Here is a 15277-nt window from a genome sequence, read left to right on the forward strand (position 1 = left end):
CTACGACGCATTCGTCACGCGAGGATACCCGGTCGTCGTAGGCGAGTACGGCTCGGTCGACAAGTCATCGCACGACTCGGCGAACAACCAGTATCGGGAGGACTTCGCGCGCGCCATGGTGGCCACCGCCAAGCAGTATGGAGCCGCCACCATCTACTGGGACAACGGCGTCAACGGGCAGTACGGGTTCGGGCTGTTCGACCGAACCTCTTATGCGGTAACCCAACCGGGCATCGTCAATGCCATCATGAGCGGCCTCTAACCCGACCGCTTCATGAGTTCTAGTCAGGTGGGGGTGTCGTGACGCAAGAAGTGCCTTGCTACCAGCGATGATACGGATGCTGAAACCATAAGTGACCCGCTGGTTCTGGCTTCGACGCCCGATCATCCTGCCACCGATCTGGTGAGCCCAGAGAAACGAAGAAGCGGCCCGGATCCTTCGATCCGGGCCGCTTCAAATTCAACTGCAGGGATCATACGTATCGAGCAGGCGTCCCAGCAGGTCACTCGACCAGATCAGGCCAGCGGCCGCCAGTAGGGCGACTGCCGCAATGGCGAGGAGGGTCGGACGCCGCCGCTGCGGCGCGGACTCGGCGCCCGGCGGCGGCTCTGCCGGGGCATCGTCGTCGCGGGCGCCCTGAGAGGAGTTCGCCTCGTCCACGCGCCAACCGTACCGGTACCCGATCGGGACCCTCCCGATGCTCAAACCACCTGAGTTGTACGCAGTTCGCCGAGAACTCGTTTCAAGTTCGTGGTTGAGCATGCCCATGGGACTCCTCGCCAAGCGCCGCTTTCATGGTGTGTAGGTGGCGTCGATGAGAGCGGTCAACTGTGCGGCGGCGTTCCTGGTGTCGTAGGCGGGGTCCTGCAACTTCTCGGTCACGATAGCGTCGATCGCACCGCCGATGATGAGCGCCGTGGTGCGGCTGTCCGGATCGGGAGCCAGGCCGCGTGTCCTGCGCGCGGCCTGGATGAGCTGCGCCAAGGGTTTCCAGCGGGCGGCGGTGTCCCTTTCGGCGTCGCTGTTGCTCAGCGCCTCGATGATCATGCGCGTGTGCCGTCGGTTCACGCTCAGATACTCGATCATCGAACTCGCGTAGGCGGCAGGTCCTTCCTCTGCGGATGCGGCCTCCACCGCGGCACCGACGTGCGAGACGAGTTCATGAAGCACGTGCTCGTAAGCCGCATCAACGACCGCGGCCTTGCTTGAGAAGTGGTAGAGCACCGCAGGCTTGGTGATGCCCGCGCGTTCGGCGATCCCCGACAGGGAGACGCCCGCATAGCCCTTCTCGGCCACGAGCTCGATGGTCTTCTCGATGATCTGCGCTCTGCGGTGCCGCTGAGCGAAGGTCGGCGATGCGCCCTCTGAGCTGGTCTTACTCGTCCTAGGCATTGCCATAACTTACCAGATGGTATATTTACTGACCGATCGGTAAGGAGGAATGATGGAGACCGACCCGACATCCGAGGAACGTGTCACCTCGCCCGAAACCGAGCTGCGCCGCCGCCGCCGTAGCCGAGGAGATCAAACAGCGCCTGGCGGCGTTCCTGCACGATGACCTCAAGCTGGAACTGTCCCAGGACAAGACGCTGATCACGCATGCCAGGACCGGCAGAGCGCAGTTCCTGGCTATGAGATCAGCGTGTTGCACGACGACAAGCAGCGCACCGTGACCGGCCAGAGGGCCGTCAACGGCGCGATCGGCTTGCACGTCCCGACATCGGTGATCCGGGCCAAGAGCGCCCCGTATCTCATGCGCGGCAAACCCGCGCGTCGGCGTGAACTAGACAGCGCGGAAAAGGACCCGCGGACAGCGGGCACCTCGCCGCGCGGTCGACCCTACCCAGGATACCAAGGGCCACTTCGGACTCGATGAGCATCAGATGCGGACCTGGACCTCGGTCCGCCGCTGGATCACCCTGTGCCTGCTCGTTGCGGCCGCGATCACCATCGCCCACCACCTCGCCCGATCCCGAAGCAGCCACCTGAGTCTCACCGGTCTCGCCCGACTGCACGCCGAGATCATCCGGCCGACCACCCCGATGACCACCGCTACCGCAGGTCAGAATGGATATGCGGCCACAACGAAGCCACCCGGCGAGCCCATTACCGCCGCCGAGACAACCACTGTCCGTCATGAAACGAGCTTCCGCTGCCGTAGTAGCACGACAGCTGTATTTCGTTGTGCTGCTTCTATTGTCGCTGGTAGCGGGATTGTCTAGCGCGGGTTTGGTGGCGGCGCCTCCAGTGGGCGGCGGCGAGGGCATGGCCGAGGGAGCGAGCGGGGTTGAGGACTACCGCCAGGAGACGGCGGATTTCGGGGACTGTGAGTCTTCCCAGCTCGCGTGGGCTTTTGGGTCGGTCGCCGCCATCACCGCCAGGAACGCATGGGCCAGCATGGACATGGTGATGTGCCGGTACCAGCCCTCCCACCTGCGCACTTGATAATGGTCCAGGCCGCATTCGCCCTTGGCGGCCTGGAAGCACTCCTCGATCGCCCACCTGGCCCCGGCGACGCGCACGATCGCCTCGCGCTCGACCGAGTCGGGGTGGAAGCACAGGTAGTAGGCAATATCGGTGGGATCTGCAATGGAACGGCGGGCCAGCAGCGTGCGAGCGTATCCGGGCGGGAGGTCGCCGTAGGAGGGGACGGTGGCCCAGGCCCAGTCGTACTCCCGCTCACCGCGGACGCCGGGTCCGGCCGAGACTCGGTGCCACGCTTCCTCGGGCGCGCGGCCGATGAGGGTGTCGACCCTGCGCTTGCCGTCCAGGTCGACCACGGTCTGGCTCACCGGCACTTCGACGACATAGGACATGCGCCGGGCTTCCAGGAAGGCGCGGAAGGCGCCGTCGCGGCCGTAGGCGGAGTCGGCGGCGACCCAACCGGCCTCGACACCGGCCGCGAGGGCCCGCCCGATCATGGCCTCGGCCAGCCGCGCCTTGGTCAGCACGCCCTGGTGCCAGCGGTCATCGGGGATGCCGGCGTCATCGCACCGGTCGCGATCGGCGATCCAGGACTCGGGCAGGTAGAGCTCACGGTCGATCAACGCCCGGCCCTGCTCACCGGCGTAGGCGAGAAAGACGCCGAGCTGGCAGTTCTCCACCCGGCCCGCCGTCCCCGAGTACTGCCGCTGCACCCCTGCTGAGCGGCGGCCCTTCTTGATGAAACCCGTCTCATCGACCACGAGCACACCGTCCGGCCCGGCCAAATTGGTTGACACAAAGGAGCGAACCTGGTCGCGGACCGCATCAGCGCTCCACTTCGCCCGGCCCAGGAAGTGCTGCACCTTCCACGGGTCGGTATCCCCGGCCGCCTCGGCCAACTGCCAGGAGTTCTTCCGCTCTACCGGCGCCAGCAGCCCGACCAAATACGACCTCGCCCGCCGCCGCAGCTCCACTCGGCTGAACAGCCCCGCAACCTCGGCGAACGCATCATCAAGACTTGACTTCCACGACGACACATCCCCTGCCGCAACATCATCGACCACAAAACCATACTAGACAAGTTGCGGCACAACGAAATACAGCTGTCGTGGTAGAATGCCGGTGTCCCGCGACTGCTGTACTTGACGTATCGACGATGAGAAAGCGACCATGTTCAGCCAGGCCAAGTCCCTCGTGGCTCACGCTGTCGGCGGCGATTCGTGATGCTCTTGCCCCGCACCGTGCTCTGGGTGCTGCTGATCAACGCCGTCCCGGTGGCGATGCTCGCCCTCATGGGTGGGTTGGTCTGGTTCAACGTGTGGGCGTTCACCGTCTCCCCCGTCACCGCCGTCAAGATCGCGATCGGGGTCGTGCCGACCGTGTTGGTGCTCGGCCGCGGGCTGTGGGTGCTGTTCTCCAAGAGCGACAACGCGGTGCGCGGCGTGCCGGTGCGTGAGCACGAGCAGCCGGAGCTGTGGGCGCTCGTCCGCAGGCTCGCCGTGGTCGCGGACACCAGGCCCCCGGACGACATTCATCTGGTCGCGGAGGCGAACGCCTCCGTCCGCGAGGACACCCGGCTGCTCGGGCTGATCTCCGCTCGGCGGCATATGTTCATCGGCGCCCCGCTGGTCGCGACGATGAGTTCGGCCCAGCTCGCCGCGGTGCTGACCCACGAACTCGCCCACTACAGCAATCGCGACACCCGCTTCGCCGGCCTGGCCTACCGCAGTCGCAGCGCCTTCACGCGCACGCTCGCCACGATCAATCGCGGCGACCGCCTCCAACTGGGGCTGCATTTCCTCCTGCGGCACTACGGCGCGTTCGTGTTCCGCGCGTCTGCGAAGCTGAGCAGGCGCCAGGAGGACGTGGCGGACGAGGCGGCTGCGGCCGCCGTCGGTTCGGCCGCCACCGCCTCCGCACTCCGCGAGCTGGCGCCGATCAACGAGTCGTGGGATGTGTTCGAGAACAACCACCTGGTCATCGGTTGGGACGCGGGCTATCTGCCGGCCGATGTGTTCGCCGGGTACCAAAGATTGCACGCCTCACTGCACGACGCGCTGCACGGCCTGCGCACCGATCCGCCGGATGCGGCGGATCCGTTCGACTCGCATCCGCCACTGCGCGACCGGATCGCCGCCACCGACGCGCTGGGCGCCGTCGGCACGATCCACGTCCCGGCCACGTCCGCGCTCGGCCTGCTGCGCGATCCCCTGCGGCTGCTCGACGCGGCGGTGCTGGCCGATCTGACGCCGGAGGCGAGGTCCAAGCGGCGCGCGGACTGGCCGACGTTGATCCGCATCAGCGGCATCAGTTCGCTGACCGAGAACACCGACCGGGTACTGGCAAACGCCGCTCGGGTCACCGGCGGACCGCCGACGCTGCGCGCGCTGCTGGACGCGCTCGACGCTGGCAGGCTGATCGAACTGGGCGCGGACCCGGACCGGGCGGCCGATCCGTCGGACGGCCCCCGCGTCCTTCGCGAACGATCCAGACTCATCGTCCACAAGGCATTGTTCGGCGCAGTCGCCGCGACGCTCACCTCGGCGGGCGCACTGCACTGGACCGAATCCTGGCCGTCGGTCGGCACCTTGCGGCTGGACGAGCGGTACCCGGACTCGCTGCCGGACCTGATCGACGCCGCCCTCAACGATCGCCCCGACACCTCGCGCCTGCGCGCGCTCCTCGATTCAGTAAGAGACTCACCAGGAAGGCCCGGCCACTATGGCGCTGCTGCTCGGTAAGAAAACCAAGGTCTTGATGGCCATGCGGAAGGAGGCCAAGCGCCGCGGCCTGTCGTGGAAGGCTTACCTCGAATCGACGAACGCCGAAGAACTGATCGCCTTGTGCCAGCAGATCGATCCGAGCATCGATCCGGCCGAACTAATCGAGGGCCTGCCCTCCGACCCGCCCGTCGACGCGGTCCAATGGGGTCTGCCGCCCAGGCACGCGCTGCGCACCGACCTGATCAGCCCCGTCCCGGTGATCACCGCGGCGGTGACCGCGGCCAGAGCCGGCGATTGGCGGCCGGCCGCCCACTTGCTCAACCGCAGCTACGGGGATTGGGCGATGCGGGCCGCCGCGGTCCATGCGCTCGCCGAGACCGTGGCCGACGACCGCACCTGGCTGGAGGCGTGGAGGGCGGCCGGCACCGGCGACGACAAGCACATCGCGGCCGTCGATGCGCAGGGCCTGCTCTGGTTGGCCTGGAAGCTGCGCGGCGACAACAACAACGAGAACACCTCGGCCCAGCAGCACGAGGCGTTCGTTCAGGTGCTTCCGCAGGCCGAGGCGGCGGCGTGGAAAGCGACCGAGATGGCGCAGGAGGACCCGACGCCGTGGACCACGCTGGTCACGGTCGCCATGGGTCTCCAATTCGACAACGACAAGTTCGGCGCGGTCTGGCGCGAACTGCTGGCCCGAGACCCGCTGCACCGCACTGGACACGAGTTCGCGGGACAGTACTGGTCCGGCTTCGGCGCGGACCGGATGCTCAGCTTCGCTCTCCAGGCCGCGTCGGCGTCCCCGTCACTCGCCTTCCTGATCATCCAGGCGGCGGCCGAGGGTGAGGGCGAGAACGAGAACGTGTGGCAGCAGGCCGAGGTGCACCGCGCGCTCGACGCCATGCTGCACTGGCTGGGCACGCCCCAAGGCAGCGCCGGTGTGGACGCGAGCGCCGACCGGCGCTGGGCGGCTTACGGGCTGGTGAACGCCGGCCGGGGCGCCGAGGCACTGCCGCTGTTCCAGCAGTTGGGCATCGACGCCTCGGGCACCCCGTGGCAATACTGGGGCGACGCCGCGATCGCCAACTTCGACCGGTACCGTCGCAGGGCCTGCGCCGCCACCATCGCCCGAAAATAGGACCGACTTGGAAGACATCGTCGCCGGCGACCCGGACTGGAGCACCCGGAACGCCACGCCTCCGCCTCGGTGGGCCCTGGCTTGGCGCCCGTTCGGATACCTGCTGGTCGGCCTGGTCTGGCTGGCAATCTGGGCGACCATCTTCGCTTTGGGCTGGGGGATATTGATCTTCGGCGTCGTATCGGGTGAACTCACGGTCGCCGTGTTCACCGAACCCTCCATGTCGTCGGTGGGCTCCGTCCTTGCGATGGTCTTCCTCGTGGCCCCGCTGCTGGCCGTGATCATGGGCCCTGTCGTGCTGTGGTGGCTGCCGAACTGCTCCTGGCCTCTCGCGGCACTGTCGTTCGTCTACATCGGCCGGTCCTTGCGTCCGTCCTTCCGCCACGAGAAACTGTCGTTCACCGCCTATGGCGATCAGGCCGACACGTTCGGTCGGCCCACGGTCTCGGGAACCTCGCTCTCGCTGCAGCCGGTGCGCAATACGGCGCTGACCCGTTTCCTCATGCGCTTCTATGTGGCCGGCTGGGAGCCCAGCGGCATCGGATTCCTCGCGATGATGCCCGCGGGGGTCGGCTGGCTGCTGCTCTTCCCCGCCATCGCGAAGGACGTCGCCCTGACTACGAGCGTCGTGTGCGGCGTGCTCGGGGTCGGATTGATCGCATGGTCGTACGTATGGGCGCTGCGGACCATGTGAACGCTCGCCAAAGACCGCCCACGGGTCAAGTAGGGCCGCTCCAGCACCCCTGCCTCAGAAAGGCGACCTCATCGCACGGTCGGCTCGACCAGCGACTCCAGTGCGGCGGTGATACCGGGCTGGACGGTTTCCAGGTTCGGGCGGCCACCGCCTGGAGCGCGGACCCGGTCGGTCACCTCGGCCCCGGCCTCGATCTCGTTCATGCCCTTGCGGACTGTTCTTCGAGGCCCTCAAAGCCTGAGTTACCACGGGCACACCGTATTCGAGCGCATCGACGCCGAGGTAGAGGCGCCACTGCCGCTCGTTGAGATGCGCACGCATCAACTCGTACTTCTCCGCCAGCGAGATCCGATCGGTCACGCCCCATGTAACGAGCGATCCACTACAGTAGCGACGCCCCAGGTCAATTTGTTCATCGAAGAGCCCTAATCACCGTCGACGAGTCACACGGTGTCCAGGAAGCAACTCGCATCGCGCGCTGGTCCTCAAGGACTTCGTACCCGTGGGCCGACGTCGTCGCTATGAGCTCCTCTGCACCGAGGACCGCGCAGACGTCGGGCCGGTCGATCTGCTCGCCGACCGGGAACTTCTCGACCTCCTGCTTCGGCGGTCCGGCAGGGGCGCCGGAAAGTCCGAGCAGCAGCGCGACTCCGACCGCACCGGCGACGACGACGGCACAGGGTGGTACGTGGCGCCTACGCTGGCAGGTCCGTTCATCATTGAAGAGGCTCACCATGGCACTGCCGAGCTTCGCCGGTTCAGCGCCGCGTCGGCAAAAGCCGCGCACCGTCACGGCGGCTCAGATCTCCGCCACCGCCCAGGTCGCCCTCCTCGCCGTGCTCGCTTGCGGAGGAGGCCTGATCCTGCTGTTCAGCGCCTTCGTGTACGGCATGTCCGACCCGCGTCCTGCGCAGACCGACAGTGCAGCTCCCGGCGATCCTGCCGACGGCACGGTGCTCGCCCGCGCCTTGATCACGGTGGTCGTGTTCATCCTCGTCACCGCGGTGTACACCAGGCTCACCACCCGGCTCGGTGCCGGCACGATCCGGCTCCGGACCGCGTTGATCGCGTTCGCGCCTCCGCAGTACGCGGCCATCGTGATCGCCGGGGTGCTCGCTTTTCAGTGGCAGGTCGATTCGGCGATCGGGCCGCTCGCCGTCTACGCGTGGCTGGTCGCGGTGTCCCTGGTGCCGTCGATGCTGACCACGACCTTCCTCCTCCACCCCAGAGCCCGGCGTTGGTTCGGCGACGGCGGGCCCGCGCAAGAATCAAGCTGACGGCGGACCCGGTGCCTCAATGCGCGGTCTGGCGGCAGCACGCCGGTAAGGCTCCGCCGCGTTCCCCCATCCAGCGGAACGGACCGGCGTTCCGGAACATCGGCCCCCGGTGACAGCGATGGCGATCGCGACTTCAATCAGGCGCAGTCTGAGGCCACCGATAAGGAGGGGACGGGAGCTGTCCTCGAGCCGCGCGATCGTCCTCGGCAGCCAGTGCGCGGGCACGCGGGCCCGGTACTCGGCCCGAGCCGAACACCGCACCCCGAGATCGCGCGGGTTCCCCACGCGACCAGATAAAGGTGCGGGTACCGAGCGCCGCTCACGATGGTGAATCGGTCAGGTGTCGCACCATTCTCGACGGCCCGCGGGGATCGGTTATCAATGCACCGCCATCAGTCGTTCCGCAGTTCGGCGACCCGATCGTCGCCGGTCGCCTCGAACACCGCTTCGGCAGCGGCCGGGTTGCGGGACAAGGCTTCGAGCACGGCGTCGATGGCGTTGGTCGGCTCGTCGAGGGTGAGGTCGAACCAGAGAGGATCCTCGCCCTCGACGGTCCAGTCGCCGCCGTGCTCGATATCGAACTCGATGACCGCTGTCGCCACCGGAGTCAGGAAGTCCTCGTGGAAGTCGCCGAACCGCAGCAGCGGCGCCAGCACCGACCATCCGTAGACGGTCGGCCCCACCGTGTCGATCTCCCACTCGCCGCCATGGAAGTTGTTCAGATCCTCAGTGTGCTCGTCGTCCCGGCCGAGGACGGGTGAGCCGGCGTACTTCACCAACGGCACCTGCGACGAGCCGAGCTCGATGAAGCGGCTGGTGTACTCCTCGCCCAGGTGGTATTCAGGATCGAGGATCAACTCGGTGTAGTTGCCTTCGTCGATCAGTGTTTCCCGGTCCGGGTTCGTCACGTGCGCGAGTCCGATCCCGAGCATTTCCTGTGCCTCCACGGCGAAAGGAGGAGGTGTATCGGGGCCGTCGTCTGTTTCCCAGAACGTCCCACCGCAGTACCTGGTCGCGCCCAGCCCCCAACCGGTCACCAGCCCTTCGGCACCGAGCTCGTCGAAATATGCGGTTTCCAGATCGGCGGGAGCGGCCGGATTGTCGGGACCGTTGTGACCGGGGGTGTCGACGACCTCCATGAGCATGGCAGCGAACAAGGCTAGGCCGGGGTAGGTGCAGGACTGCCTTTCGAAAAGATCTTGGTTCGCTATCCTCACGTCGTCGGCGAGCACGGAGACCTCCTCGGCCGGACCCGAGTCGTACTCGGTCAGGCGGTCGGGCTCGTATTCTTCCAGCCTCGCGAGCCACTTCGATTCGGCGCCGACCCACGTGCCTTGACGGCAGAGGTCCCCGTCCACCGGCCACGGTGGCCTGGTCAGGAGGTAGAGGGCGGCCGGGGCGGCGATCAGGACGACCGCGACCGCGGCGATGACGAGTTTCGCTCTTCCGCTCAGGCTCTGAAGGGTTCCCATGCGGCCGCTACGCCCCGTATCCGTTCGTCACGCGGGACGCATCGCCCCCGTAGCGCTCGCAGTAGTTGGTCATGCGTTCCATCTTGGCACAGGTCCCCTTGTTCGCGAGGACCAGAATTCTTGTGCCCGATGGGCTGTGGGAGATCACCGCGCCGCTGGTCCCGACCTCGCCGAACCGAGCAGAGCTTTCGATCGGGAAGGCTCGGCTCATGAAGTGGCCGGACGAGACCCGAGTGCGGCGATCGGGGCGGCCACCACCCGGTCGCCGAGGGGGAACGAGCGTGGGCCGGTATGAAGGACCGCGCCTCCGAGGAACCGGTCGCCGAGTTCATCGCGAAGCCACGCCAGATGGCGCGCCGATAATAAGGTGGGCGTTGCCGACCGCGGGACTCCGGTGCGACTTCCGGATCCGTTTTGTAAGCGATAGTTCGCCTTCGTGCCTCTCATTCCCCGGTCGGCACCCAGGCCCTTCGAAACCCGGACGCCCCAATGGAACTCACAGCCGACCGCACCGCCGCAGAGGACGTGCTGCTGTTCGTCAACGCCGCGATCGCCTCGACCGGCCAGGGCGAGTTCCACTCCGATGCCGACGCGCAGCAGTGGTCCATGGAGTTCCTACACGAGTACATGCTCGTCAACTACCGGGACCTGTACGCGGCCACGCTCACGCTCGGCGTCAACGACCGCAATGCCGCCGCGATCATCATGCGGCTCTTGCAGAGCGGTCGCGACGCCAACCAGAACCAGCGCGTCGTCGAGGGCCGCCTCATCACCAAAGCGCTTGCCGAGCTGCCGACGCACCGGGTATACCACCTGTTCACCGCCCTGCGGAAGGCCCGGGTCAACAACCGGCGGACTCGCGCGATCATGCGCGAATGGCTCGTCGCACGCCCGGACCCGGCGTTCGAGGCCGTCAAGTACCGGTCCGCGTTCCTCGGCGCAATCCGTCACGCGCACATGAAGGTCGAGGACCTGCCCGGCGAGGAGCTGGACGCGTTTCTGTTCGGGCGGCATGCCGCGGGCCGCTTCGAGACTCCCCAGTTTGAAACCTGGCGGCGCGCCCATTTCGACCGGCGAGCCGTGTTCGAGCTGCCGTATACGGTGGCCGAGGGCTTCGCGGCCAAGCACCGCATCACTCGCGCCGAGTTCCTGGAGAAGATCGCGCCCCAGCTCACCCGCGGCGAGCGGCTGCGGCTCCAGCGATCGGCCGCACGGGTCGGCGCGATCGGGGTGGCCGCTGACGTCGCCGACCTGTCGCGGATGTCGTTGACCCGCCTTGCTGCGTACGCGCTCGCGCTGCCGGTGGAGGAGCTGGAGCAGCGGCGCGTAGAGCTGACCGACGCCCTCCGTGCCGCGGCGCTGCGCGTGGCCGGTCTGCGTGCCGGGACGTGGGGGCGGGTCGCGGCGGTGCTCGACGACAGCTACTCGGCGAGTGGGTCGAGCGAGAAGCGGCGGCGGCCACTCGTCGTAGCGCTGGCGGCGCACTTCCTGTTGCAGGAGCTGGCCGCCGATTACAGCCCCTTGTGGCTTTCTGGCGACGTGGACCCGCTCATGGCCCGCGCCCGCGGCGTCACCGCGCTCGGGGAGCGAATCCTGGACGGGCTCGAGAAGCGCCCCGATGCGCTTGTCGTGGTCTCCGACGGCTGGGACAACGCACCGGTCGGCATGGCCGCCGAAGTCCTGCGCGTCTGGGAGGATCGGCTCGACCCCGAGGGAAAGACCGCTGTGGCCCACCTGAACCCGGTGTTCGACGCCGCGGGGCTCCAGGCGCGCCGCCTCGCACCCACCACCCCCACAATCGGCATCCGCGACGCCGAAGACCTGCCCGAGCTCGTTGAGTTCGCCCGGTTCGCCACCGCCCGCACTGGGATCGCCGAGCTGCGAGCCCACATCGACTCGCGGGTCGAGCGCTGGCTCACCGAGGAGATACCGTGCACCGCTTGACGTTCGACGGACTCCAGACCCGCCCCGGCCAAGTGTGGGGCGGGGTCCGGCTCGTACCGCTCGTCCGCGACGAGCCGATCTCGTCGCTGCGGCTGCACCCCAACGGGTTTCCCGACAACGACCCGTTCGGCGGGTACGAGCCGCGCTGCTGCTACGCGCCACACGGCTTGACCGCCGAGTGGACCGACGACGGCACCGCCGTGCCCGCACTCGGCACCGCACTGCGCATGCCCGCCAAGACCGTGCGCAAGTCCGGGCGACCAAAGACGAAACTCGAACGGCGCACCCGCGTGCGCTTCGTCCCGCACCAAACTGCACTCGAGGCCTTCCTACCGCTCACGTTCCAGGTTCCAACGATCGCCTGGCGCGAATGGTCGACCCGCGTGTTCCGCCGCGGCCTGCCGCGTTCGGAGGAGCCGCAGTACATCGGCTACGACGTTGAAGGGCTCGCCGATGCCCTGCGCATCTTCGAGATCCATCCTGGACAATGCGGCGTCCTGGTGTACATCGCCGACGCGCTCGCCTCAGCCGTCGTCACCCCGCACCCGGACGACTACCGGGCCCTGCACCCGACCCTCGTCGAGGACGGGTTCGGTGAGCTCATCTGGCGGTACACGCACCTGTACGAGGACGTCCCGGACTTCCGCGTGCGGCTTCACGAGAGCTCGATCGACACCGTCGCCGACCTGCGCACGACAATCAGAGTCGCACAGCGGGAGTGGACCGACTTCCACGAGGACGCCATGGCCGGAGGACTTCTCGACGCTGAATACGTCTTCACCGGCGACTACCAGATGAACCAGTACACGCTCCGCCGGTTCCGGCCGCACTTCGTGCCCGGCCGCGAGACCCACGTGGGCGAGGCGATCAGCGACGACAACGGCCGCCTCGCATACCTGCGGACGTTCCGCCTCTCAGAAACCCAGTCACGACGGGGACGACTCCTGCGAACACTGTCGGACTACGACTGGAACGTGGAAGCCGCAGCCGCGAGCATGGGCATCGCAGCCCCAGCACTGGTCGCACGCGTCGACGCCGCCGGCTACGGAGGCCTCCTCCGCCAGGACGTGCTCGACCACTACCGCGCCATGAACTCCCGCTTCGGCACGTAAACCATGTCCGTTCACGGACACACCTTGGCGCTCAAGAGAAGAACGCCCGTCAAGCGAACGCCATGATCGCAATATCAAAAAGGCCCGAACCACATCGGCAGATTCTAGGGCTGGTTGCAACACTGCTGATAGATGCTGTTTTCGGTCAGGAGCTTAGCAAGGCGCTCGGCTGGGGTTTCCCAGCCGAGCGTTTTGCGTGGGCGGCCGTTGAGTTCGGCAGCGACGGCGGCGAGCCGTTCGCGGTCGTGGACGGACAGGTCGGTGCCTTTGGGGAAGTACTGGCGCAGCAGGCCGTTCGTGTTCTCGTTGGAGCCGCGTTGCCAGGGGCTGGCGGGGTCGCAGAAGTAGACGGGGATGTCGGTGGCGACGCTGAAGCCCTTGTGTTCTGCCATTTCGGAGCCGCGATCCCAGGTCAGTGACTTCACCAGGTGGGCTGGGAGTGTGCGGACGGTGTCGATGAGCGCGTCGCGGACGCTAACGGCGTCGTGGCGGCCGGGCAGGTGCAGGAGCATTACGTAGCGGGTGGATCGTTCGACCAGGGTGCCGATCGCCGAGCCGTCCAACCCTGACCTGCGCGATTTCATCCAGAACCACCTGACTCCTCCACCGTCCACGCCGGGAGCGCGCCCCGCGCGATGGCCGCCTTCAGAAACCTCGCCACCGGCGCCCTCAAAATCCTCGGCTCGAGCAACATCGTCAAGACCACCCGTGCAATCGGAGCCGAACCCGAACGAGCCCTTCCGATCCTGGGCATCACCCATCAACCGAACCCTTCAGGAACCCGAAAAAGCCCTGCGCACCGGGCGCCGGCGGCAGCGTCTCCGGGCACGGGTTGATGCTCTCATCGCCAAGGACAGGATCTGTCAGGAGATCTTGAGGTATTCGGCGAGTTCAGCGACGATGCCTTGGGACGAGCGGACGCCGAGAAGGACGCGCTGCAAGATGCCGTTCTTGAAGAAGACCTGCACGGGCAGGTTGGCAGGGCGCACACCCCATTCAGTGGCCGTGAGGGGAGCCTTGTCAATGTCGATGAGACCGACGGCGACCGCACCTTCGGTCTCCTGTTCGAACTCCGCAAGCTGCCTGCCGAAGACCTGACTACTCAGATCGGTGGCGGAGCCAAAGACGAGCAGGCGCGGGCTGTCGTCTGCCAGGAAATCCTGCACGGTCGTGTCATCGAGGAAACGCATAGTTCACCCCTGAATCGCTTCGTAGTGTGTGTCGCGCTTCCACTCGACCATGGTGCGCCACTGGTTGTCTCCGGCGAGGTAGCTCAAGAACGCGCTCATCACCAGCTCCTTCGACGGCACGGTCGCCTCATAGTGCTGGCTCGCGCTGCCGGCTCGATAGTCGAGGCCGAACTGGTCGATGTCCGCCAGGTAGTTGGTCTGGATGTACACCTGGACTTCGCGTCCGAGAAGCGCGATCGAATTCTCGCCCTGACCGAGGGAGTCGATAAGATCGATCACCTCGTCGCGAGTAGCGTTGTGAGAGACGAAATCGAAGTCGGACCTGAGAAACACGGCTTACCTTCCTGTAGTCGTGAACGACCAGAGTCGGGAACGGATCTCCCCTGGTTCGACGGGAATCTCCGTGTTCCCGGCGTCCCAGATGAATCCGAGCCGCCGATGCGGCGGCTGCGTGATGAGTCGGCGGTGATCGATGAGCGCTTGACCGAAGTCGGTGATGCCAAGGTGGAGCGCGCTGGCGAGGCGATCGCGATGCTGCTGCAACTGCTGGAGGATCCTCGGCGGCTGCTGAAGTCGGTGCCGGAGGATTTCCACAAGACCTTTCACCTGTCCTTCTTCAAGCGGCTGCTCGTCTACGTCGATGAAGCGACCGGCGAGCCGAAGATCGGCGCGGACGAGATCCGGTCGCCGTTCACGCCACTGCTGCCCGAGCAACGCAGTCATTTGGGGCCCGAAATGCCGAACACCGGGCCGTTGATCACGGCCCGGTGTTCGGATAATGCTGGTCTTGCAGGGGTGACAGGACTTGAACCTGCAACCTACGGTTTTGGAGACCGTTGCGCTGCCAATTGCGCCACACCCCTATGCCAGGCCCGTTGCCCGGCCTGGCCGCAACCATCTTACGTGCCGCTTCCAGGCCGGTGCAACCGGGTATGAGGCATGTATTGGCTGGTTACGAGGCCGCGATGCCCGAACCGTCGGTGCAGGCCCGCTCGATGCAGGTGCGGACCTCGTCGGACTGGAGGATCTCGGCGAGGTTGAGGAGGGCCCCCGTTCTCGGCGGTCGCGGCGGTGGCTACCAGGTAGTTCGCGTACGGGTTGCCTTCGCGACGGTGTTGCCGAAGCACTTGGGCCGACTGGTGCTGTAATCGGGCATTGGGAGAAGCGTCGCTTTCGCTGTGGGTTGCCGCTTCGAGGCGCGGCGGACATCGGGGCCTTCAGGCGCACATTCGACGCCACGAGTGGCCGGCGCTCTGAGTGTCGGGACCGGAGAGTATGCGATGCCTGTTCACGGTTGCGAAGTGA

17 protein-coding genes, 1 tRNA gene and 2 pseudogenes are annotated in these 15277 nt (G+C 66.7%); 8 read left to right on the plus strand and 12 right to left on the minus strand.

The genetic code is table 11. The annotated features are described in order from the left end of the window. A partial coding sequence (locus tag L0U85_RS15840; protein WP_241378731.1) for a cellulase family glycosylhydrolase occupies positions 1-262 on the plus strand: 262 nt, incomplete at its 5' end. 198 nt (positions 263-460) lie between these two features. On the opposite strand, the gene L0U85_RS15845 is transcribed toward L0U85_RS15840, so the two are convergent. Then, entirely contained in the window at positions 461-661 is a 201-nt protein-coding gene (locus tag L0U85_RS15845) for a hypothetical protein (protein WP_241378732.1), read from the minus strand. A 132-nt stretch (positions 662-793) separates the two neighbouring features. Beyond that, entirely contained in the window at positions 794-1393 is a 600-nt protein-coding gene (locus L0U85_RS15850; RefSeq protein ID WP_241378733.1) for a TetR/AcrR family transcriptional regulator, read from the minus strand. Positions 1394-1509: 116 nt separating this feature from the next. On the opposite strand from L0U85_RS15850, the pseudogene L0U85_RS21415 reads away from it, so the two are divergent. Beyond that, positions 1510-1787: pseudogene (locus tag L0U85_RS21415) on the plus strand (maturase); the annotation flags it as partial. A gap of 508 nt (positions 1788-2295) precedes the next feature. On the opposite strand, the gene L0U85_RS15855 reads toward L0U85_RS21415, so the two are convergent. Continuing rightward, entirely contained in the window at positions 2296-3462 is a 1167-nt protein-coding gene (locus tag L0U85_RS15855; RefSeq protein WP_241378769.1) for an IS701 family transposase, read from the minus strand. Between the two features lie 186 nt (positions 3463-3648). On the opposite strand from L0U85_RS15855, the gene L0U85_RS15860 reads away from it, so the two are divergent. The 3 genes from L0U85_RS15860 to L0U85_RS15870 are packed head-to-tail and all read left to right on the plus strand — an operon-like array spanning position 3649 to position 6977. Beyond that, positions 3649-5166: a M48 family metallopeptidase gene (locus L0U85_RS15860; protein ID WP_241378770.1), complete on the plus strand. Its 1518-nt coding sequence runs from the start codon at positions 3649-3651 to the stop codon at positions 5164-5166. A 16-nt stretch (positions 5167-5182) separates the two neighbouring features. After that, a complete protein-coding gene (locus L0U85_RS15865; RefSeq protein WP_241378734.1) occupies positions 5183-6283 on the plus strand; it encodes a hypothetical protein in 1101 nt (366 codons plus the stop codon). 7 nt (positions 6284-6290) lie between these two features. Continuing rightward, a complete protein-coding gene (locus tag L0U85_RS15870) occupies positions 6291-6977 on the plus strand; it encodes a hypothetical protein (RefSeq protein ID WP_241378735.1) in 687 nt (228 codons plus the stop codon). A gap of 68 nt (positions 6978-7045) precedes the next feature. On the opposite strand, the gene L0U85_RS20835 is transcribed toward L0U85_RS15870, so the two are convergent. Together L0U85_RS20835 and L0U85_RS15875 are read right to left on the minus strand one after the other, a co-directional pair. Beyond that, entirely contained in the window at positions 7046-7180 is a 135-nt protein-coding gene (locus L0U85_RS20835) for a hypothetical protein (protein ID WP_277605904.1), read from the minus strand. A 209-nt stretch (positions 7181-7389) separates the two neighbouring features. Further along, entirely contained in the window at positions 7390-7713 is a 324-nt protein-coding gene (locus L0U85_RS15875) for a hypothetical protein (RefSeq protein ID WP_241378736.1), read from the minus strand. On the opposite strand from L0U85_RS15875, the gene L0U85_RS15880 reads away from it, so the two are divergent. Further along, positions 7712-8254: a hypothetical protein gene (locus L0U85_RS15880; RefSeq protein ID WP_241378737.1), complete on the plus strand. Its 543-nt coding sequence runs from the start codon at positions 7712-7714 to the stop codon at positions 8252-8254. The two genes, L0U85_RS15875 and L0U85_RS15880, sit on opposite strands and share 2 nt — an antisense overlap. Positions 8255-8646: 392 nt before the next feature. Here the strand turns inward: L0U85_RS15880 and L0U85_RS15885 are convergent, their stop codons facing one another. Both L0U85_RS15885 and L0U85_RS15890 read right to left on the minus strand, forming a co-directional pair. Then, positions 8647-9726: a hypothetical protein gene (locus tag L0U85_RS15885; protein ID WP_241378738.1), complete on the minus strand. Its 1080-nt coding sequence runs from the start codon at positions 9724-9726 to the stop codon at positions 8647-8649. A gap of 7 nt (positions 9727-9733) precedes the next feature. Continuing rightward, the gene (locus L0U85_RS15890; protein ID WP_241378739.1) at positions 9734-9937 is read right to left on the minus strand and encodes a hypothetical protein; all 204 of its coding nucleotides are present in this window, start codon (positions 9935-9937) and stop codon (positions 9734-9736) included. Between the two features lie 278 nt (positions 9938-10215). On the opposite strand from L0U85_RS15890, the gene L0U85_RS15895 reads away from it, so the two are divergent. Beyond that, a complete protein-coding gene (locus L0U85_RS15895; RefSeq protein ID WP_241378740.1) occupies positions 10216-11670 on the plus strand; it encodes a hypothetical protein in 1455 nt (484 codons plus the stop codon). Then, on the plus strand, positions 11658-12782 hold the full coding sequence (locus L0U85_RS15900; RefSeq protein ID WP_241378741.1) for a hypothetical protein: 1125 nt from the start codon (positions 11658-11660) through the stop codon (positions 12780-12782). The genes L0U85_RS15895 and L0U85_RS15900 overlap by 13 nt, the downstream gene beginning before the upstream one ends. 104 nt (positions 12783-12886) lie before the next feature. Here L0U85_RS15900 and L0U85_RS15905 read toward each other — a convergent pair. The 5 genes and pseudogenes from L0U85_RS15905 to L0U85_RS15925 form a co-directional block, all read right to left on the minus strand. Next, positions 12887-13336: pseudogene (locus L0U85_RS15905) on the minus strand (IS30 family transposase); the annotation flags it as partial. Positions 13337-13645: 309 nt separating this feature from the next. Further along, the gene (locus L0U85_RS15910; RefSeq protein WP_241378742.1) at positions 13646-13972 is read right to left on the minus strand and encodes a thioredoxin family protein; all 327 of its coding nucleotides are present in this window, start codon (positions 13970-13972) and stop codon (positions 13646-13648) included. Positions 13973-13975: 3 nt separating this feature from the next. Beyond that, positions 13976-14251 carry a hypothetical protein gene (locus tag L0U85_RS15915; RefSeq protein WP_241378743.1) on the minus strand — a complete coding sequence of 92 codons (276 nt, stop codon included), beginning with the start codon at positions 14249-14251 and terminating at the stop codon, positions 13976-13978. Between the two features lie 57 nt (positions 14252-14308). Next, on the minus strand, positions 14309-14695 hold the full coding sequence (locus tag L0U85_RS15920; RefSeq protein ID WP_241378744.1) for a hypothetical protein: 387 nt from the start codon (positions 14693-14695) through the stop codon (positions 14309-14311). A gap of 67 nt (positions 14696-14762) precedes the next feature. Further along, a tRNA-Trp gene (locus tag L0U85_RS15925) sits at positions 14763-14835 on the minus strand. Between the last annotated feature and the right edge of the window lie 442 nt (positions 14836-15277).

This window comes from Glycomyces sp. L485, from assembly GCF_022548875.1.
GTDB lineage: Bacteria > Actinomycetota > Actinomycetes > Mycobacteriales > Micromonosporaceae > Glycomyces.

What these genes read in the sequence shown, in the direction of transcription:
- L0U85_RS15920 (WP_241378744.1), bottom strand. Translation starts at nt 14,695, where the DNA reads ATGACTGCGTTGCTCGGGCAGCAGTGGCGTGAACGGCGACCGGATCTC.
- L0U85_RS20835 (WP_277605904.1), bottom strand. Translation starts at nt 7,180, where the DNA reads ATGAACGAGATCGAGGCCGGGGCCGAGGTGACCGACCGGGTCCGCGCT.
- L0U85_RS15875 (WP_241378736.1), bottom strand. Translation starts at nt 7,713, where the DNA reads ATGGTGAGCCTCTTCAATGATGAACGGACCTGCCAGCGTAGGCGCCAC.
- L0U85_RS15860 (WP_241378770.1), top strand. Translation starts at nt 3,649, where the DNA reads ATGCTCTTGCCCCGCACCGTGCTCTGGGTGCTGCTGATCAACGCCGTC.
- L0U85_RS15850 (WP_241378733.1), bottom strand. Translation starts at nt 1,393, where the DNA reads ATGCCTAGGACGAGTAAGACCAGCTCAGAGGGCGCATCGCCGACCTTC.
- L0U85_RS15895 (WP_241378740.1), top strand. Translation starts at nt 10,216, where the DNA reads ATGGAACTCACAGCCGACCGCACCGCCGCAGAGGACGTGCTGCTGTTC.
- L0U85_RS15865 (WP_241378734.1), top strand. Translation starts at nt 5,183, where the DNA reads ATGGCCATGCGGAAGGAGGCCAAGCGCCGCGGCCTGTCGTGGAAGGCT.
- L0U85_RS15885 (WP_241378738.1), bottom strand. Translation starts at nt 9,726, where the DNA reads ATGGGAACCCTTCAGAGCCTGAGCGGAAGAGCGAAACTCGTCATCGCC.
- L0U85_RS15910 (WP_241378742.1), bottom strand. Translation starts at nt 13,972, where the DNA reads ATGCGTTTCCTCGATGACACGACCGTGCAGGATTTCCTGGCAGACGAC.
- L0U85_RS15890 (WP_241378739.1), bottom strand. Translation starts at nt 9,937, where the DNA reads ATGAGCCGAGCCTTCCCGATCGAAAGCTCTGCTCGGTTCGGCGAGGTC.
- L0U85_RS15880 (WP_241378737.1), top strand. Translation starts at nt 7,712, where the DNA reads ATGGCACTGCCGAGCTTCGCCGGTTCAGCGCCGCGTCGGCAAAAGCCG.